The following is an 18,651-nucleotide window of genomic DNA, read 5'->3' as shown; positions in this document are numbered from 1 at the left end:
AACTACAACGGGTTGACTACGAAACGCGGCGGATGAACGGTGTAGGAGAGGTAGGCGCTAGGGTGCGGGTTGATAAGCTCAAACCTTGTAATTATAGCCTGAAATGACCCTTCTCTTCAAATCCGAGATGGGCGACGACTGGACCGACGCGGCCCCGACAGGCGCGGCAGGCACGAAGGACTTGCGATCCACGCGGCCTGCATGGCCGTTTCATTCGATATCAGAATACGCCTGTAAGCCTTGCGGCTGGTGCTCGCCGTGGATGTGCGAAGGGCTTTTCGCGAGCACGCGGCTCGGCAGCACGTACCAGACGGCGCTCGCAAGCTGAAGCGCAACGAGAATGCCCCACGCGGTCAGATGCGCGACGGGCGGATAGTGGCCGCCGACGGGCGTCCAGATCGACAGAACCGCGCCCACGCCGATCTGAAAGCCGAAGATCAGCAGAAAAATAATGAGCGTCAGCGTCGTATTCCCACGGCCTATCAGATGCGGCGGAAAATGGCGCGCGAGCACCGCGTAGCTCAGAATGCCCACGCCGCCGAAAATCCCATACGCCGCCCACAGCAGACCCGCCGGCAGCGGCGCACGCAACATGATCAACAATTGCGTGACGACGAAGAGCGCCATGCCGACGCCGCAAAACGCATACAGCGACAGCCCGCGCCGCTCCATACTACGCGCCGCCGCGCCGAAGCCCACGCAACCCGCCATCATCGCGAAACCCAGCACCGACACGAGCGCCGCCGCGTCATGCGGCTGAAAGCCCGATACGTCGCGCAACCAGGCGCCGACCCACAACGACTGCATCGCGTAGAACACGCCTTGCGTGACAACCGAGAACGATCCGATCTTCCAGAACGCCGCGCTGCGCAGAATGTGCCACGTGCCCTTGAACTGCCCGACGAGACTCGCCTGATGGTGCGCTTCCTTCCTTTCGGGCGCGAACATCCACAGCAGCGCCGCCACGACGATCGTCAGGACGACGAGCGCGAAACATACGGCACGCCAGCTTGCAAACGTCAGCACCCACGTCAACGGCGAGCCGACGACGACGCCGCCCAGACCGCCGACGGCCATCACAAGCCCGTTCATCAGCGGCAGGCGCGAGACCGGAAAGTGCTGCGCGAGCGCCTTGAAGGCCGCGCCCAGGCATACCGACACGCCGACGCCGATTAGCAGCCGCCCCACCATCATCGCGCCGACACCGTGCGCCGCCCCGAACACGCCAATGCCGGCGGCGGCGAAGAGCAACATGCCAGCCGTCACGCGACGCGGGCCGTAATGATCGAGCAGGACGCCCGCCGGCAATTGAGCGCCCGCGAAGCCGAGGAAATAGAGACTGGTCAAAAGCCCCAGATTGGCGGCCGTGAGCCCCAACTCACGCGTGATCAGCGGCGCGAAGCCGAGGTTCACGCCCCGAAACACATACGAGACGAAGTAACCGGCGGAGAACAGCAGGAAGACACGAAGTGGCGTCGATGACATGAGGCATCAGCAGGATGGTCCGGCGGACCCGAGCGTGAACGATAGCGGCAATAGCGCCCATCGTGGCGCAAGACCGCGCGGCCCGTGCGGGAAACGCCGGCGGCTGTCAGTCGAAATGAAAAGCGGAAATGAAAAACGCCGTCACCTCAGGTGACGGCGTTCAGGAAAACGAGGAGAGATCGGAGCGCACTTCACGCGCTGCCCCCGCAGCGCACGTTCGGTCGTCCTCGGAAAGGCCGCTTGTTGTCTACTTGCCCTTCTTCGCGCTGGCCGAGACTTTGTGGCGGCTCGAAGTCTCGCCCTTCGACGCCTTGCCGGTCGCTTCCGTCGAGACCTTCGTCATCTTGCCCTTGGCGGCGGCTGGCTTGCTGGACTTGCCGACCGGCTCCGAAACCCTGACGACGCCCGAGTGGCCGCGACCCCGCTTCTTATCGTATCGCGACTCGGAGCGCGAGTCCGCAATCTGGGCGCCCGTCCGCTCGACGCCGCCGACAGGCACCGTCGCCAGCTTCTGCGGACCCGGCTCGGCGGGCATCGCCTTGCCGACGGGCACGTGCAGCACGATGACCTGGCCCGGCATCGCGACGTCGCGTCGCGTACGGTTCCATGCTTTGAGCTGACCGATCGACACGTCGTAGCGGTCCGCGATCATCGCCATCGACTGCTTGCGACGCACGCGGATCAGCATCTTGCGCGTGTCGGGCACGTCCGGCTCCATCGCGAGCACGGCGCTTTCGGCGACGTCGGCGCTGATGTCCTCGTCGTCATCGTCGGCGCGCGGTACGACGATCGTCGAGCCCGGCTTCAGGCGCATGCCCGCCGGAATCTTGTTGACGGCCATCAGCGTGTCGGCATCGACGCCGATCTTCTCGGCGATCGCCGCCGGACGCGAGCGTTCCGTGACCGTGTAGGTCGTCCACGACGACAGCGAGCCCGAGTACGACTTCAAATTGCGCTCGAAGGCGCTGGCGTTGTCGAACGGCAGCAGGATCTGCGGCTGCGTCGCGCCGAGGATGACCGGCTTCTTGAACGACGGGTTCAGTGAACGGAACTCGTCGGGCGTCATGTTCGCGAGCTTCGCCGCCGTATCGACGTCGATGTCATGCGACGTCGTGACCGTCACGAAGTACGGGTGGTTCGGAATGGACGGCAGCGTGAGCCCGAACACCTGCGGATTCGTCACGATATTCTTGACGGCTTGCAGCTTGGGCACGTAGTTGCGCGTTTCCAGCGGCATGCGCAGGCTTTGATAGTCTGTCGGCAGACCGGCCGCCTCGTTGCGTGCGATCGCGCGCTGCACGTTGCCCTCGCCCCAGTTGTACGCGGCGAGCGCCAGATACCAGTCGCCGAACATATCGTGCAGACGCGACAGATAGTCGAGCGCCGCGCTGGTGGACGCGAGCACGTCGCGGCGCTCGTCCTGCCACATGTTCTGCTTCAGGTTGTACGTGCGGCCCGTGCCGGGCACGAACTGCCACATGCCCGCGGCCTTCGCAACCGACAATGCCTGCGGGTTGTACGCGGACTCGATGAACGGCAACAGCGCCAGCTCGGTCGGCATGTGGCGCGCTTCCAGTTCTTCGACGATGTGATACAGGTACTTCTGCGACCGCTCGGTCATGCGCTGGACGTAGTCAGGACGCTGCGCATACCAGTTCGCCTGCATGTCGACGAGGTCGCTTTGCAGGTCGGGAATCTGAAAACCACGGCGGATACGGCCCCAGAGATCGGAGTCCTCGCTCGTCAACTGGTCGACGGAACTCTGGTCGACGTTGATCGTTTCTTTGGCGGTGGCGGTCTTGCGAAGGGTGTCGGCTACGGCTTGCTGGCTAGCTGGATTGGAAGCAGTTGAAAGGCTGTTCGTCGTTGGCCCCTGGCTCGCACAAGCGGTGAGCGTCAGGACCAATAACGCGCTGAAGATAAATCTCATGAACGTCTCGGCTTCCAAAGGGCTGGAATTTGCAGCCGATAGTACGAAAGTGCGCCTTTTCCGTCAATCGGAAAAAGGTGAAAAACGCCGCGAAATCTGAAGCTTGGCGTTTTTTTCTATGATTCGGATGAACATGCCCCCAAGAATTGCCTGGTTAGCGGAACCTGTTCTTCCACTCGCGCATCAGCGTGAATGCGGCCAGCCGGTCAGGCACCGATTCGTGCAATTGTTCGGCGAGCGTCGCCTGGACGGCCGGCTCGCCGGCGCGCAAAAACGGGTTGACGGCGCGTTCGTGAGCGATCGTCGTAGGGAGCGTCGGGACGTGTCGCGCGCGCAGGGCCGCCGCCTCGTCGCGCCAGGCTTGCAGCTTCGCGTTGTCAGGCTCGCACGCGAGCGCGAAGCGGATGTTCGACAGGGTGTATTCGTGCGCGCAATGGACTTCCGTTTCGCCCGGCAACGAAGCGAGCGCGTCGAGCGACGTCAGCATCTGCGCCGGCGTGCCTTCGAACAGCCGACCGCAGCCGCAGGCGAACAGCGTGTCGCCGCAGAACACGTGCGGCGTGCCGCGCGGGTCGGCGGGCTGGAAGTACGCGATATGGCCGCTCGTATGACCCGGGACGTCGAGAATCGTGAAGTCGAGTGGCGGCGTGTCGATGTGCACCGCGTCGCCGTGTTTGAGCCGCGTGGTCAGCCAGCGAATCGCTTCTCCCGCGGGACCGTAGACGGGTACGGCCTGGCCATTCAGCAGATCGGCCACTCCGCCGACGTGGTCGGCATGATGGTGGGTGAGTAAAATAGCGCTCAGCCGCCATCCCCGTTTTGCCAGATAAGACTTCACCGGGGCGGCATCGCCCGGATCGACGACCACGGCATGACGGCCGTCCGACACGACCCAGATGTAATTGTCATCGAATGCCGGGACGGGCACGTACTCGAGCGAATTCATAGGCGACGCATTCTTCAACATGTCTGACCGATCGATTATAGACTGGCCTGCCTGGACCACCTCCCCTCCCGGACGCTATGTGCTGGAGTGGGAGCAGGCGCAGCTCGACCTCGTCGTGTCCGACGTGTTCGGCTATCACGCGCTGCAACTCGGGCTGCCGCAACTCGATGCGCTGCGCGAGAATCGCATGCCCTGCCGAGGACTCGTGCTCGACGCAGAAAGCGGCGCGAGCGCGCCGTACACGTTTCCGCGCGGCGTCGCGGGCGGCCTGCCCGAGCGCCACGCGCCGCCCGGGCGCAGTTCCGTCTGGTGCGATCTGCTCGATCTGCCGTTCGAGGCGCAAAGCGTCGATCTGATCGTGATGCCTCACACGCTGGAGTTCACGCGCGATCCGCACCGTCTGCTGCGCGAAGCCGAGCGCGTGCTGATGCCGGAAGGCCAGCTGATCATCCTCGGCTTCAATTCGCTGTCGCTGTGGGGCGCGAGGCAGTCGGTCGGCAAGGTGACGGGACGTCCGTTTGTGCCCGCCGCGCACGATCTGATCGCCTTCACCCGCCTGAAGGACTGGATCAAGCTGCTCGGCTTCGATCTTGATCGCGGACGCTTCGGCTGCTATCGTCCGCCCCTCGTCAGCGAAAAATGGCTCTCGCGCTATCAGTTCATGGAAGCCGCGGGCGACCGCTGGTGGCCGATCTTCGGCGCCGTCTACATGGTCACGGCGATCAAGCGCGTGCGCGGCATGCGCCTCGTCGGTCCGCTGAAAGTCAAGAAACCCGTGCTGGCCCCCGGCCTCACACCCGCCGCCACACCCAACGCACGCAATAAACATCAATGAGTTCTGACCTGATCGAAATCTTCACCGACGGCGCCTGCAAGGGAAACCCCGGCCCCGGCGGCTGGGGCGCATTGCTGCGCTATGGCACGCAGGAAAAGGAACTGTTCGGAGGCGAAGCGAACACAACGAACAACCGGATGGAGCTGATGGCCGTGATCGCTGCGCTCGAAGCGTTGAAGCGCCCATGCAAGGCAATCGTGCACACGGACTCGCAATACGTGCAGAAAGGTATCAGCGAATGGATTCACGGCTGGAAAAAGAAGAACTGGATGACGGCCGCGAAGGCGCCCGTCAAGAACGCCGATCTGTGGAAGCGGCTCGATGCGCTCACGCAGGAGCACGAACTCGAGTGGCGCTGGGTGAGAGGCCACTCGGGTCATCCCGAGAACGAACGCGCCGATGCGCTCGCCAATCGCGGCGTCGCGATGCTCGCCGATCTGTAACGGCTCTCACGGCAATCTTGCCTTTCGAGGCATCCAACCAACCAGGCAGGGCAACTCCGACATGCGCCAAATCATCCTCGATACGGAAACCACCGGACTGAATGCAAAGAGCGGCGACCGCATCATCGAAATCGGCTGCGTCGAGCTGGTGAACCGCCGGCTGACGGGCAACAACCTGCACTTCTATGTCAACCCGGAGCGCGACAGCGATCCGGGCGCGCTGGCCGTCCATGGCCTGACAACGGAATTCCTGAGCGACAAGCCCAAGTTCGCGGAGATCGCAGACGCGCTGCGCGATTTCGTCACGGACGCGGAGATCATCATCCACAACGCGCCGTTCGATATCGGCTTTCTCGATGCGGAGTTCGCGCTGCTCGGCCTGCCGCCGTTCAGCGAGCATTGCGGCGAAGTGATCGATACGCTCGTGCGTGCCAAGTCGATGTTCCCGGGCAAGCGCAATTCGCTCGACGCGCTGTGCGACCGCTTCGGCGTCAGCAATGCGCACCGCACGCTGCACGGCGCGTTGCTCGACTCGGAACTGCTCGCCGAGGTCTATCTCGCGATGACACGCGGCCAGGAAAGCCTCGTGATCGACATGATCGGCGAAGCGGCGTCTGGTGTTGCGGGCGGCACGAAGCGCGTGAAGCTCGATGAGGTCGAGCTCGTCGTGCTCGCCGCCACCGACGATGAACTCACCGAACACGAAGCGCTACTCGACGGTCTCGACAAATCGCTGAAGGGGACGAGCGTGTGGCGCACGCAACCGGCGGCGGAAGATGCATCCGCAACCGCCGATGCGCAAATCGCTTAAAAAGTGCTTGTCGAAGTCTGAAAGACCTGACATAATGCACAGCTCTTCGGGTGGTTAGCTCAGCGGTAGAGCACTGCCTTCACACGGCAGGGGTCACTGGTTCGATCCCAGTACTACCCACCAGATTCGAAGAAAAGAAGGCCCGGACGGAAACGCCCGGGCCTTTTTCTTTTCGCGTTCGATTTTTCTCTTTCGATGCTTCGTGCTGCTACGCAGCCGCCCCAATGCCGCGCGCCATGCCCGACGCCGCAAACACCATCACGATCAGCAGAATGGACTGCCAGTGGCCGATGCGCGCAAAGCGCCTCGCGCCTGTGAGGTCCGGCGTATCGCCTTGTTTGACCGCGATGCGCCAGCGGATCAGCGCCATCATCGGCATCGCTTCGAGAATGAGGATCAGCACGAGCGCCGTCATCTTGATGTGGAAAAGCGGCTCATGCAGGTAGTAATCGGCGCCCTTCTCGAAGCCGCCGAAGACGCGCATCAAACCGGTGACGATCAGAACGATGGCCGTGATGCCCCAACCGGTGTCCGCGAGAAAGACGCGTGGCAGATCGGCGGGACCGGACAGGCGACGCAGCGCCCGCGTGCGCCCGATGATCGACGCGAGCGCGAATCCGTAGCCCAGCAGATGAATAGCGGCAAGCAACCAGCGGATCAGCATGGACACCTCCATGATCGATGCAAAGCGGCCGTTGATGCTTCGGGAAAACGACGGAGCCCGACTCGCGAGAGGCGCGCTCGGGAAAGCTCAGGCCTGGCGCAGGCTTGCGTCGAGCGCTCGGGCGGCCACACGATCGCCTTCAGACGAAAGCGGTGTGCGAAACACCGTCTGCCGGTTATGACCGGCGGCGGCGGGCGAATCCCACATTAGCTCGACCTTGGGACGGAGCAGGCCGCCGACACCCGCGCGCTCGAGCGTCGCGTGACCGTTCGCGACAGGCGGCACCGTCGCGGGCTGTGCGCCTGGCAGGTCGACGGACGCGACGGATGGCATCGCGCGCCGCACGCCGGAACCGCCCGAGGCCACATCGAGCCAGCGCAGCGACAGCTCGCGCGCATCGTATTGGCCAAGCTTGCGGCTTTCGGCCCAGACGATCGCCGTACGCGTGACGGCGTCGATCGAGATCGCGAAGCGGCCGATCGCGAACCGGCGCGCAGCGATATTCGTGCGCCACAGCGCGCGCGGCCGGCAGATCCAGACGACGACGGCGTACAACGTGGGCGCCGCGATCAGCCAGCCGTTCGTCGCGGCGACGGTGTTGAACGCGCGCCGCCAGCCGGCCGCCCAGACAAACGCGCCGACCGACCAGACGGCAAACAGCAGACCGAGAAACGCAAAGAGACGCAGCGCCTGACGCAGCCACTGCGGCAACGGATGAAACGGCCGCTCGGCGCGCGGCTTCGCGCCCGGCAGGAAGATCAGAAGAAACAGGAAGACGAGATTGATGCACGCCCATGGCGACGATGCCATCGCCTGAAGCGCGGTCAGCGGCGCCATCTCGCCCATCGAGAAGAGCCAGCGAGCCAGTATCACGAGACCGATGGCGCGAAGCGCGAACATCGTGCCGGCGCCAGGCACTGCGCTCGCACGCGTCTGTTTCGTTCTCGCCAAAGCACTCTCCTCATGTGGACGCGCCGCGCCGGATTTGCGGCACGGCCATTATAGGGATATTACGGATTCGTCTCACGGTTGCAGCCCCGGAACGCGTGCTTTCGAACCATTCGCCCTCATGCTACACACCGGCGTGCGGCATAAATGCAACAACGCCCCGCATGTTCGGCACATGCGGGGCGCTGATACTGATTCACAAGGACCGCCACTGAACCCGGCTCGAAGTCCGGACGGCCCTCGATGGCGGCGATCAGCCTGCGTTGACTTCGCGCAGCACTGTGCGGCGCTTCGCACGCAGCATCTCTTCGTACGTCTTCAGATAGTTCTGCGCCATCACCTTCGACGAGAAGCGGTCTTCGAACGCCTTGCGGACCGCTGCGCGCGGCAGCTGGTCTAGACGCTTGAGTGCTGCGACAGCGCTGATTTCGTCTTCGACGACGAAGCCCGACACACCGTTTTCAATCACTTCCGGCACCGAGCCGCGCTTGAACGCGATCACGGGCGTGCCGCAAGCCATCGCCTCGATCATCACCAGACCGAACGGCTCCGGCCAGTCGATCGGGAACACCAGTGCATGAGCGTTGCCGAGGAACTCACGCTTTTCGGCTTCGCCGATTTCGCCGATGTACTCGACGTGCGGGAGCGCCATCAGCGGCTTGATCACTTCCTCGTAATAGGCGCGGTCGGCCTTGTCGATCTTGGCGGCGACCTTGAGCTTCATGCCTGCCTGGCCGGCGATGCGGATCGCGCGGTCAAGGCCCTTCTCCGGCGAGACGCGGCCGAGGAATGCGAGGTAGTCCGGCTCGACGTTGGGGATTGGCGTGAGCACGTTTTCCGGCAGACCGTGATAGACGGTCGACAGCCAGTTGGCCTGTTGCAGCGGCTGGCGCTGATTATCCGAGATCGACACGACGGGCACATCGCTGAACGTGTTGAAGACGGGCTGCAGTTCCGGCAGATCGAGACGGCCGTGCATCGTCGTCAGGAACGGCACCGGCTGGCGTGCGAACAGCGAGAACGGATAGTAGTCGATGTGGAAATGCAGCACGTCGAATTCGTCCGCGCGGCGGCGCACTTCTTCGAGCAGCAGCATGTGCGGCGCCATCACGTCGCGGATCGTCGGGTCCAGACGCAAAGCCTGCGGCCAGAATGCTTCGAGCTTCGCGGAGGTTTGCGAATCGCCACTTGCAAAGAGCGTCACGTCGTGTCCCAGCTCGACGAGCGCTTCCGTGAGATACGACACAACGCGCTCGGTGCCGCCATAGAGCTTGGGAGGAACCGCCTCGTGCAACGGAGCGATTTGAGCGATTCGCATAATGAAAAACTCCTCGTAAAAGATCAGGCAAAAAGACTGCAGTTTGGTAAAAGCGACTTCGCTTGCTCGCCAGGGCGCTCGGTTCTGCAGGCAGCATCGAGCTGCATACAACACGAGCCTGATTCTTTCGAGAAATTCCTGCGATGGATCGCTTGGTAAGACGCCAGCTTGGTCAATGTCAAAGTCTGTGCTCTAGCCATAAACGCGGCTCATGAACGGACGTTGACAAACTGTCAGATATTTCCTGACTGGACCGAGCATGCATTATCGATGCCCGCTCGTCCGACCGGCCCCCGACATTTCAAAGTCTTTACGTTGTTACAGGCGCGAAACACTTCGCAAACCCTTGTTTTCTCAAGGCGTTTTACAGTGGGAACCTTGCATCGGCACTGACGCCGCAAGCCGTTTGACGACGGTCATCGATGAACCGTCGACGTGGCGGAGCAACCGCCTCGCCGGCTTCGTATGCAATCTGTAATTATATCTTGAAAATTCTCGCCGATGGCGTGAACCTCTTGACCCGCAACGGGTCCAGCCTGGGAAAGCTTACCGGTACTTGTCGCAAAAATAATCGCGCCCTCATTGGTCTTACCGCCATGCGAAATGGCTTTTGCATGTTTACAATGCGGGGCCTACGCTGGTTGTTACGAGCCGCGCCAGGCACAGCCGTTGCACGATTTGAACCCGACCCAAACGACCCACTGAACAATTGGAACATCTGACAATCGCCCAGCGCAACGCCCATAACGCAAAGCTCTCCGGCTATGCGAGCCGGCCGCTTGCGTTCCTCTTCCGCTTTATCCGCCGCCATCCGGTCGCCCATCTGGTCGTCCTGTGCAGCGTATTCGCGGCCGTGGGCTGTGCGCTCGCTTCGCAATACGCGATCAAGCATCTGATCGACGTGCTCGGCGAAGGCCGTCATCATCCGGGGCCGCTGTGGGGCGCGTTCGCGATCCTCGTCGGCCTGATCGCCGCCGACAACCTGCTGTGGCGCGTCGGCGGATGGGTTGCCGCGCATACGTTCGTCGCGGTCACAGGCGACCTGCGCAAGGACCTCTTCCAGTACCTGAGCGGCCATTCGCCGACCTATTACGCCGAGAAGCAGCCTGGAATGCTCGCGAGCCGGATCACCGCGACGTCGAACGCGGTCTATACGGCCGAGAACACGACCGCGTGGAACGTGCTGCCGCCGTGTATCGCCGTGGCGGGCGCGATCGTGATGATCATTTCCGTCAATCCGCTGATGGCGCTCGGCCTGCTGAGCTGCTCGGCGATTCTCTCCGTCGTGCTGTTCAAGCTGGCGGGTCGCGGCTCGGCGAGGCATCACAACTTCGCGACGAGGGCGGCCGCCGTCGACGGCGAGCTCGTCGACGTGATCGGCAACATGGGCCTCGTGCGCGCGTTCGGCATGACGTTCCGCGAACAGAAGCGCTTTGGCGCGACCGTGAAGTCGGAAATGGACGCGCGTCAGCAAAGCCTGCTTTACCTCGAGAAACTGCGCCTGCTGCACGCGGTGATCACCGCGCTGCTGTCGGCGGGACTGCTGGGCTGGGCGCTGTGGCTGTGGGACCAGGGCAAGGCGACCTCTGGCGACATCGTGCTCGTCAGCTCGCTGGGCTTCACGATTCTGCACGGCACGCGCGATCTGGCCGTCGCGCTCGTCGACGTGACGCAGCACGTCGCGCGCCTCGCCGAAGCCGTCAAGACGCTGCTCGAGCCGCACGGCATGCCGGATCGCAACGATGCAACGGAACTCGTGCCGCAAGGCGGACGCGTCAGATTCGAGAAGGTGACGTTCGCGTATCCGAAGCGGCGCCCGATTCTCGATCACTTCGATCTCGACATTCAGCCGGGCCAGCGTGTCGGCCTGATCGGCAAGTCGGGCGCGGGCAAGTCGACCGTGCTTGCGCTGCTGCAACGCTTCTACGAAACGCAGGGCGGACGGATCATGATCGACGGCCAGGATATCGCCGCGATCACGCAGGACAGCCTGCGCCACGCTCTCGCGCTCGTGCCGCAAGACATCTCACTGCTCCATCGCACGGTCTACGAGAACATCGCGTATGGGCGGCCGGAAGCTTCACGCGAAGACGTGATCGCCGCAGCGCGCGACGCCCGCTGCACGGACTTCATCGAAGCGATGCCGGAAGGCTTCGACACGATCGTCGGCGATCGCGGCGTGAAGCTCTCGGGCGGCCAGCGGCAACGCATCGCGATTGCGCGCGCGATCCTGAAGAACTCGCCGATCCTGCTGCTCGACGAAGCGACTTCTGCGCTCGACAGCGCATCCGAAGAAGCGATCCAGAAGGCGCTCGACCGGCTGATGGTGGGCCGCACGGTGATCGCAATCGCGCACCGCCTGTCGACGCTGCACAACTTCGACCGCATCATCGTGATGAGCGCGGGCAGGGTCATCGACGACGGCAGCCCCGAAGAGCTGCGCAACCGTCCGGGCCTGTATCGCGATCTGCTCGCCAAGCAGTACGGCAAGCAGTCGACGCTGCACGTCGGCGGCAAGAAGCTCGACGAGCAGCATGTGGCCTGAGGCACGTCGCCACTGCATTCTCTGAACGCCCGATAGAAAAAGCCGCTTCGAAGTTCGAAGCGGCTTTTTTGTGCCTGCACGGTGCGCATGGAAACATGGAAAACGCGAAGATCAACCCGTCGCGGCTTCGTTCGCCACCCTCTCCTCGTCGCCGGACACCTGCTGCAAATCGCGCATGAAGTTGTCGCGCCACACGGACACGTTGTTCTCGCGCAGCTGCGCAATCATGTCCTCGTAGCGCGCCTTGCGTTCGGCGAGCGGCATCGACAGCGCAGTGCCGAGCGCGTCGGCCATGCCGTCGACGTCGACGGGATTGACGATCAGCGCGCCCGTCAATTCGTGCGCCGCGCCCGCAAAACGCGACAGCACCAGCACGCCCGGATCTTCCGGGTCTTGCGCCGACACATACTCCTTCGCGACGAGATTCATCCCGTCGCGCAACGGCGTCACGTAGCCGACATGCGCCGTGCGGAACAGCGCCGCGAGCACAGGCCGTTCATATTGCCGATGGATATAGCGGATCGGCGTCCAGTCGAGCTCGGCAAAGCGGCCATTGATGCGCCCCGATTCGCCTTCGAGCTGCAAGCGGATTTCCTGATAGGCGTGCAGATCGGACCGCGTCGGCGGCGCGATCTGCAGGAACGACACCTTGTCGCGATACGCGGGCGCATGTTCGAGCAGCCGTTCGAACGCACGAAAACGCTCGACGAGCCCCTTCGAATAGTCGAGCCGGTCGACGCTCATGATCAGCTTGCGCGCATGCAGCGTCGCTTCGATCGTGCGCACAGGCTTGTCGTGCTCGCCCGCCTTGGCCAGCTCGGCGATCTCGTCGGGATACACGCCGATCGGATACGCCGCCGCGCGCAACGTGCGGCCGAACGCGTGGACGATGCTCGGTCCTTGCGCCGACGTATCGACGCTGCCGCTCGCCTCGTTGACGATGTAGTCGCAGAACGCGCGCAGATCGGGCTTCGTCTGGAAGCCGAGCAGATCGAATGAGCAAAGCGCCTCGACGAGCGCGCGGTGCGGCGGCACGGCAAGCAGCACCTGCGGCGCCGGAAACGGAATGTGCAGGAAGAAGCCGATGCGGTTCTTCACGCCTGCTGTGCGCAACGCCTGTGCGAACGGGATCAGGTGATAGTCGTGCACCCAGATGACGTCGTCGTCGCGCAAGAGCGGCACGAGTTGCTGCGCGAGCCACGTGTTCACGCGGCAATAGCCCTCGAAATCGTGCCGGTCGAATTGCAGCAGATCCGGCCGATAGTGGAACGCGGGCCACAGCGTCGCGTTCGAAAAGCCCCGGTAGTACTGGTCGTAGTCGCGACGCACGAGGCCGACGGTCGCGAACGTCACGGGGCCGCGCTCTTCCAGCCTGATTTCCGGCTGGCCGGAACCGAGCACGTCGCCGCTCCAGCCGAACCACATGCCGCCCGTTTCCTTCAGCGCGTCGTAGACGCCGACCGCGAGGCCGCCCGCTGCCGGGCCCCCTTCGGAGATCGGCGCGACGCGGTTCGATACGATGATCAGCCGGCTCATGACGCGTGGTTTCCGTGCGGGACAAAGGCCATCGAGCGATGATGAGCGGACGTCATCATGCGTTGCGCGCCGACGCGATGACTTCGGACAGCCACGCGAGCAGCGCGCTCACGGAGCCGATGCGCGCCGACGCGATCGTGTCGCCGCCACCGACCTTGATCGACAGGCCGCCGCGTTCGTTGACCACAGCGAAGCCCTTCTCGTCGGTGAGATCGTCGCCGGCGAACACGGGCGTGCGGCCCGTGAACGGCGGCTCTTCGAGAAACGCGCGCAACGCGCGGCCCTTGTCGACGTCCTTCGGCTTGATCTCATAGACCATCTTGCCCGGCTGAAGCACATAGGCGCCCGGATAGTCGGCGACGAGCCTTGACGTCGCTTCGCGCGCAACAGGCTCGCGATCGGGCGCGTTGCGATAGTGCAGCGCGAGCGCCGCGCCCTTGATCTCCAGCAGCATGCCGGGATTCGCGTTGACGATGTCCGCGAGCACCTGCTCCATGCGCAGCAGCCGTTCGTCGTTGAAACCGATGCGCTGCGTGTCGCCATTCGCATCGCGCCGCTCGGCGCCGTGCAAACCGGCGACGGGCAGATCGGGCATGCCAAGAAACTGGTCGATGCTGTCGATGCCGCGACCCGACACGATCGCCACGGCGCCGTTCGTCAGGCGCCGCAGCTCGGCGAGCAAGGCGATGGCCTCGGGTTGGACCAGCACGCCATCGGGCGTCGGTGCCAGATCGACGAGCGTGCCGTCGAAATCGAAGAAAAATGCCGTCTCCGTCGGAGACAGAAATACCGGAAGTGCTTGCATCGGTGTACGTTGCCTCTCAGCCGCTTGCAGCCGGAAAAGTGTGCGCATCTTACCGCGCATCGGTCGTTTTTTCGAGAAAGTAAGTTTGCGCGTCGCGCGGGCGAGCGATCCGGACCGTTTAGCCAACAGGACGGATTCAAAATCCGTCGATCCGGCTACAGGTGCCTTCCAGCACTCTGCGGCATATTGACCCGCTTTCTGCCTCGAAAGCCCACGGTACAACGGCACGCGCAAAATTGCGATAGAGTCCCAACGGCGCTGAGCCGGAATAACGGCATGCCACAGCGCGTAATACCGGCATGTTGCCGAATACGGCGCACCGTTTGCGTCGCAGTCGAAATGCTGTCCGCAACGCGTTGGTCGCTCTTCTCAATCGAGTCGTCGAAGCAGTCTTTGTTCCCGAAAGTCCTCGTGCCCCACTTGCCGCTCTTCGCTTCCCACGCTTTCCTCCGACGACGCCTCGCCGCGCTAAGCATCGCGCTCGTCGCGATGTTCGGCATCGCGGGCTGCTCGCATTCCGACGAGCCGTGGCATCTGACGGACGTGAGCGGCCATCTGCCGGACCTCGATTTCACGCTGACAGGCGACGACGGCCGGCCCGTCGCGGCAAGCTCGCTCAAGGGCGGCACGTCGCTCGTGTACTTCGGCTATACGCATTGCCCCGACGTATGCCCGGAAACGATGGGACGGCTGATGCAGGTCATCGGCAAGCTGGGGCCGGATGCGCAGAAGGTGCGCATCCTGTTCGTCACCGTCGATCCGGCGCGCGACACGCCGAAAGCGCTGCACGATTACGTCGGCGCATTCGATGCGCAGCATGCACGCGGACTCACAGGCACGCACGCGCAGTTCGAACAGCTGGCGAAGCACTACCGCATCGCGTATCAGATGGAGAAGCGCGATCCGAGCGGCAATTACGAGGTGACGCATAGTTCGGCCGTCTACATCTTCGACGCGCAAAATCACGCGCGCCTGCTCGCCACCGACCACGATACGCCCGACGTCATCGCCGAAGACGTGCGCCGTATCATCGAAGACCACTCATGATCTCTCACAGGTTCGCCATGACACAAAAAATCAAATCGCTTTCGAGAATCCACGCGCTCGCCTGCGCCGCCGCCATTGCATTCATTGCAACGGGCAGCATCGCCGCGCATGCAGCCGGCAGCAAGCAGGCCATCGCCGCGCAGAATGCGTGGGTACGCTGGCTGCCGAACAATCTGCCCGCGGCTGCGTATGTGACGCTCACTAATTCGAGCGACAAGCCCGTCGATCTCGTCGACATTTCGAGCACCGACTACGGCAGCGCGATGTTGCATCAGACGGTCTCCAACGGTTCGACGCAAAAGATGGTGATGGTCGACAAGCTGACGGTGCCCGCGCACGGCCAGGCATCGATCGCGCCCGGCGGCTATCACGTGATGCTCGAAGACGCAAAGCACAAGATCGCGCCGGGCGACACGGTGCATCTGAAGCTGCAGTTCTCCGACGGCGAAACGCTCGATGCGCCGTTCGCCGTCAAGTCCCCCGCGCAAGCGAAGTAACGCCATACGATGAACCTGCTCTACTGGCTCGAACCGTGGGAGCCGTCACCGACCGTCGTGATCGTCGTGCTGGTCGCCGCGCTGCTGTTCGCGCGCGGCGTGCGCAAGGCGAAGGTGTCGGTGGCGCGGCAACTGTCGTTCTGGTTCGGGCTGGTCGCGCTCTATATCGCGCTGCATACGCGGCTCGATTACTACTTCGAGCATGAGTTCTTCATGCATCGCGCGCAGCATCTGGTGCTGCATCATCTCGGGCCGTTTTTTATCGCGCTGTCGTATCCCGGCGCGGCGATGCGCGCAGGAGTTCCGTTCGCATGGCGGCAACGCTTTCTTCGACCCGCGTTGCAGACGCGCTGGGTACGCATGACGCTGGACGTGCTGTTCCATCCCGTCGTCGCTGTCGTTCTGTTCGTTGGACTGATCTATTTCTGGCTGCTTTCGCCGATCCACTTCGTCGCGATGCTCGACTGGCGGCTATATCGCGTGATGAACTGGAGCATGGTGATCGACGGACTGATGTTCTGGTGGCTCGTACTCGATTCGCGGCCCGCGCCGCCTGCGAGGCTGTCGCCTGGGCGCCGCATTCTGATCGTCATCGCGGCGATTCCGCCTCAGATCCTGCTCGGCGCATTTATCTTCTTTACGCCACGCGAGCTTTATCCGATCTATTCGATTTGCGGGCGCGCGTTCACATGGCTCAGTCCGATGCGCGATCAACAGATCGGCGGACTGTTGCTGTGGATTCCCGGTTCGATGATGAGCGTGATCGGCGCGCTGCTCGCGCTCAGGCACTGGATGAGACTGTCGGCGAGCACGCGCCTTCGCAACGAGAAACGCGCGCCGCAGACGGCATCCGTTCAGTCGAAGCCGTCATCGCACGCGCTGCCCGTCAGACTGCATTGAGACACTGCGCGCTTCAGGAAGAACGCATCCAGATATGCGGGATGCCGTCCTCTTCGTGGACTTCCGAAATCGGCTCGAAGCCGAACGCGCCATAGAACGCCTGCAGATGCGCCTGCGCATGCAGACGCACGGGCGTGCCCGGCCACTGCGCATAGATGTGGCCGAGCACGCGTTCGAGCATCGCGCTGCCGAGTCCTTGGCCGCGAAATTCGGCTGTCGTCAACACGCGGCCGATGCGGATGTCTGCATCCTGGTCGTCGGGCAGCAGCACGCGCAGATAGCCGGCAAGCTTCACGCGCGCGCCGGCTTGGGGCGCGCCGTAAGCAAACAGATGCCAGGCCTCGGGATCGAGACCGTCGACATCGCCATACAGACAGTTCTGCTCGATCACGAACACGGCCGCGCGCGCGGCCAGCATGTCGTAGACCTCGACGTTCGTCATGTCATCGAATGCTTTCCAGCGCCAGTCGATATGCGTCGTCTCTTTGCTGCCGGTAGATTGCTGCTCGGTCATGAGATTGACTTGTGTGGGACAGACATCCGTTGGACGTCAACGGGCCGATTATGCCGCGACGATGGGACGAAGGCGAGACGGCCGTTCGCTTGCTTCTCATGCGCGGACGCAAAGCATCAAAGCACAAAAAAGAAAAGCCCCGACGTGTCGGGGCTTTTCTTTGCTGGAGGCGCGAGCCGGAGTCGAACCGGCCTACACGGCTTTGCAGGCCGCTGCATAACCGCTTTGCTATCGCGCCGTAAGCGGACTGCGGACCGTACTCTGTTGCAATGGCAACGGCTCGCAGATTTTGTGCATTGGCCCTAAGGCCAGCTGAGCTCAACGCTTCTGCCGAAGCATCAAACAAAAAGGGAAGCTTTGCTTCCCCATGTGTTTGGAGCGGGAGACGAGTCTCGAACTCGCGACCTCAACCTTGGCAAGGTTGCGCTCTACCAACTGAGCTACTCCCGCATGGACCTGCAATTACCTGCACTCGCAACGTCCTGCTGACTGCTGCAAAACGCTGCTTCAAATTCTGGAGCGGGAGACGAGTCTCGAACTCGCGACCTCAACCTTGGCAAGGTTGCGCTCTACCAACTGAGCTACTCCCGCGTTTTGCTTCTACTGCTTCCCAGTGTTTCGCGTTGTTTGTTACCGCGTTCACCGGAGAAACGAGATTATGTAGAAGGCGCCGAATCGTGTCAACCCTTTTTGTACGAGAGAATAAAAATTTTAGTAGTGACTGCTTTCAGGCCATTCCGCCGCGCTCGCGAATCTGCGGCCACGCGAGCTTCATGTAGTACAGCATCGACCAGATCGTGAGGAACGCCGCGAGATAGATGAGCCACAAGCCCCACACGCGCGTGTCGATCGATAACGCGCCGAGCGACAGCGGACCGTAGAACAACAGCATCGGAATCGCGACCATCTGGCATGCCGTCTTGAACTTGCCGAGCGAGTTCACCGCGACGCTCTTCGATGCGCCGATCTGCGCCATCCATTCGCGCAGCGCCGAAATCGCGATCTCGCGGCCGACGATCACGAGCGCGATCGCCGAATCGAGGCGCGCCAGTTGCACGAGCACGAGCAGCGCGGCCGTGACCATCAGCTTGTCGGCGACGGGATCGAGGAACGCGCCGAACGCCGACGTCTGATTCCATTTGCGCGCGAGAAAACCGTCGAACCAGTCGGTCAGCGCCGCGAGGATGAAGATCGTCGCGGCGGCCAGATTGCGGTGGGCCGGGCTCAGCATCATGTCCGGCAGATAGAACACGCCCACGACGAGCGGAATCAATACGATCCGCAGCCATGTCAGGAAGATCGGAAAATTAAACGGCATGGGGCAGGCGCAAGGTTCTGAGATAAGAGATGCAATTGTGCCGGTTCACCGGACGCGCTACAAGCAACGCGCCAGGAGCGGGTCTGGGCCGAGCAGCGCGGGAAGCAGC

At 63.0% G+C, this 18,651-nt stretch carries 17 protein-coding genes and 4 tRNA genes; 8 read left to right on the top strand and 13 right to left on the bottom strand.

Annotated features, from left to right (window positions below):
• Positions 1–210: 210 nt before the first annotated feature.
• The 3 genes from BN2476_RS07840 to gloB form a co-directional block, all read right to left on the bottom strand.
• Positions 211–1,485, bottom strand: coding sequence for an MFS transporter (locus BN2476_RS07840; protein ID WP_087733590.1), 1,275 nt, complete (start codon positions 1,483–1,485; stop codon positions 211–213).
• A gap of 247 nt (positions 1,486–1,732) precedes the next feature.
• Positions 1,733–3,415, bottom strand: a complete 1,683-nt coding sequence (locus BN2476_RS07835) for a transglycosylase SLT domain-containing protein (protein ID WP_087733713.1) — start codon at positions 3,413–3,415, stop codon at positions 1,733–1,735.
• Positions 3,416–3,569: 154 nt separating this feature from the next.
• Entirely contained in the window at positions 3,570–4,361 is a 792-nt protein-coding gene (gloB, locus tag BN2476_RS07830) for a hydroxyacylglutathione hydrolase (RefSeq protein ID WP_087733712.1), read from the bottom strand.
• Positions 4,362–4,380: 19 nt separating this feature from the next.
• On the opposite strand from gloB, the gene BN2476_RS07825 reads away from it, so the two are divergent.
• The 4 genes from BN2476_RS07825 (at position 4,381) to BN2476_RS07810 (ending at position 6,573) form a co-directional block, all read left to right on the top strand.
• Positions 4,381–5,196 carry a class I SAM-dependent methyltransferase gene (locus tag BN2476_RS07825; RefSeq protein WP_087733589.1) on the top strand — a complete coding sequence of 272 codons (816 nt, stop codon included), beginning with the start codon at positions 4,381–4,383 and terminating at the stop codon, positions 5,194–5,196.
• Positions 5,193–5,639 (top strand): ribonuclease HI, encoded by a 447-nt coding sequence (rnhA, locus tag BN2476_RS07820; RefSeq protein WP_087733588.1) that lies wholly within the window; start codon positions 5,193–5,195, stop codon positions 5,637–5,639. Before BN2476_RS07825 ends, rnhA begins: the two co-directional genes overlap by 4 nt.
• Positions 5,640–5,700: 61 nt before the next feature.
• A complete protein-coding gene (gene dnaQ / locus BN2476_RS07815) occupies positions 5,701–6,450 on the top strand; it encodes a DNA polymerase III subunit epsilon (RefSeq protein WP_087733587.1) in 750 nt (249 codons plus the stop codon).
• A gap of 48 nt (positions 6,451–6,498) precedes the next feature.
• A tRNA-Val gene (locus BN2476_RS07810) sits at positions 6,499–6,573 on the top strand.
• Positions 6,574–6,658: 85 nt separating this feature from the next.
• Here BN2476_RS07810 and BN2476_RS07805 read toward each other — a convergent pair.
• The 3 genes from BN2476_RS07805 to BN2476_RS07795 form a co-directional block, all read right to left on the bottom strand.
• Complete coding sequence (locus tag BN2476_RS07805; RefSeq protein WP_087733711.1) at positions 6,659–7,114, bottom strand: DUF2214 family protein; 456 nt, start codon at positions 7,112–7,114, stop codon at positions 6,659–6,661.
• 87 nt (positions 7,115–7,201) lie between these two features.
• A complete protein-coding gene (locus BN2476_RS07800) occupies positions 7,202–8,065 on the bottom strand; it encodes a hypothetical protein (protein ID WP_087733586.1) in 864 nt (287 codons plus the stop codon).
• 250 nt (positions 8,066–8,315) lie between these two features.
• Positions 8,316–9,380 carry a glycosyltransferase family 4 protein gene (locus BN2476_RS07795; RefSeq protein WP_087733585.1) on the bottom strand — a complete coding sequence of 355 codons (1,065 nt, stop codon included), beginning with the start codon at positions 9,378–9,380 and terminating at the stop codon, positions 8,316–8,318.
• 709 nt (positions 9,381–10,089) lie between these two features.
• Between BN2476_RS07795 and BN2476_RS07790 the strand changes: the two genes are divergently transcribed.
• Positions 10,090–11,925 (top strand): ABC transporter ATP-binding protein, encoded by a 1,836-nt coding sequence (locus tag BN2476_RS07790; protein ID WP_087733584.1) that lies wholly within the window; start codon positions 10,090–10,092, stop codon positions 11,923–11,925.
• Positions 11,926–12,036: 111 nt separating this feature from the next.
• Here BN2476_RS07790 and otsA read toward each other — a convergent pair whose 3' ends face one another.
• Both otsA and otsB read right to left on the bottom strand, forming a co-directional pair.
• Complete coding sequence (gene otsA, locus BN2476_RS07785; protein WP_087733583.1) at positions 12,037–13,461, bottom strand: alpha,alpha-trehalose-phosphate synthase (UDP-forming); 1,425 nt, start codon at positions 13,459–13,461, stop codon at positions 12,037–12,039.
• Between the two features lie 55 nt (positions 13,462–13,516).
• Positions 13,517–14,266 carry a trehalose-phosphatase gene (otsB, locus tag BN2476_RS07780; protein ID WP_087733582.1) on the bottom strand — a complete coding sequence of 250 codons (750 nt, stop codon included), beginning with the start codon at positions 14,264–14,266 and terminating at the stop codon, positions 13,517–13,519.
• Positions 14,267–14,755: 489 nt separating this feature from the next.
• Between otsB and BN2476_RS07775 the strand changes: the two genes are divergently transcribed.
• The 3 genes from BN2476_RS07775 to BN2476_RS07765 are packed head-to-tail and all read left to right on the top strand — an operon-like array spanning position 14,756 to position 16,710.
• The gene (locus BN2476_RS07775) at positions 14,756–15,313 is read left to right on the top strand and encodes an SCO family protein (RefSeq protein WP_235850763.1); all 558 of its coding nucleotides are present in this window, start codon (positions 14,756–14,758) and stop codon (positions 15,311–15,313) included.
• 17 nt (positions 15,314–15,330) lie between these two features.
• A complete protein-coding gene (locus BN2476_RS07770) occupies positions 15,331–15,810 on the top strand; it encodes a copper chaperone PCu(A)C (RefSeq protein WP_087733580.1) in 480 nt (159 codons plus the stop codon).
• A gap of 9 nt (positions 15,811–15,819) precedes the next feature.
• Complete coding sequence (locus BN2476_RS07765; RefSeq protein WP_087733579.1) at positions 15,820–16,710, top strand: cytochrome c oxidase assembly protein; 891 nt, start codon at positions 15,820–15,822, stop codon at positions 16,708–16,710.
• Between the two features lie 13 nt (positions 16,711–16,723).
• Here the strand turns inward: BN2476_RS07765 and BN2476_RS07760 are convergent, their stop codons facing one another.
• The 5 genes from BN2476_RS07760 to pgsA all read right to left on the bottom strand — a co-directional run bounded on the left by BN2476_RS07760 (position 16,724) and on the right by pgsA (position 18,542).
• Entirely contained in the window at positions 16,724–17,224 is a 501-nt protein-coding gene (locus BN2476_RS07760; protein ID WP_087733578.1) for a GNAT family N-acetyltransferase, read from the bottom strand.
• Between the two features lie 164 nt (positions 17,225–17,388).
• Positions 17,389–17,462: transfer RNA gene (locus tag BN2476_RS07755), tRNA-Cys, on the bottom strand.
• 136 nt (positions 17,463–17,598) lie between these two features.
• A tRNA-Gly gene (locus BN2476_RS07750) sits at positions 17,599–17,674 on the bottom strand.
• A 65-nt stretch (positions 17,675–17,739) separates the two neighbouring features.
• Positions 17,740–17,815 (bottom strand) — tRNA-Gly (locus BN2476_RS07745).
• 136 nt (positions 17,816–17,951) lie between these two features.
• Positions 17,952–18,542, bottom strand: a complete 591-nt coding sequence (pgsA, locus tag BN2476_RS07740) for a CDP-diacylglycerol--glycerol-3-phosphate 3-phosphatidyltransferase (RefSeq protein ID WP_087733576.1) — start codon at positions 18,540–18,542, stop codon at positions 17,952–17,954.
• Positions 18,543–18,651: the final 109 nt, after the last annotated feature.

The sequence above is a fragment of the Paraburkholderia piptadeniae genome (assembly GCF_900007165.1).
Classification (GTDB): domain Bacteria; phylum Pseudomonadota; class Gammaproteobacteria; order Burkholderiales; family Burkholderiaceae; genus Paraburkholderia; species Paraburkholderia piptadeniae.
The sequence above is the reverse complement of the archived record's forward strand: the minus strand, read 5'-3'. Positions and strand labels throughout refer to the sequence as shown.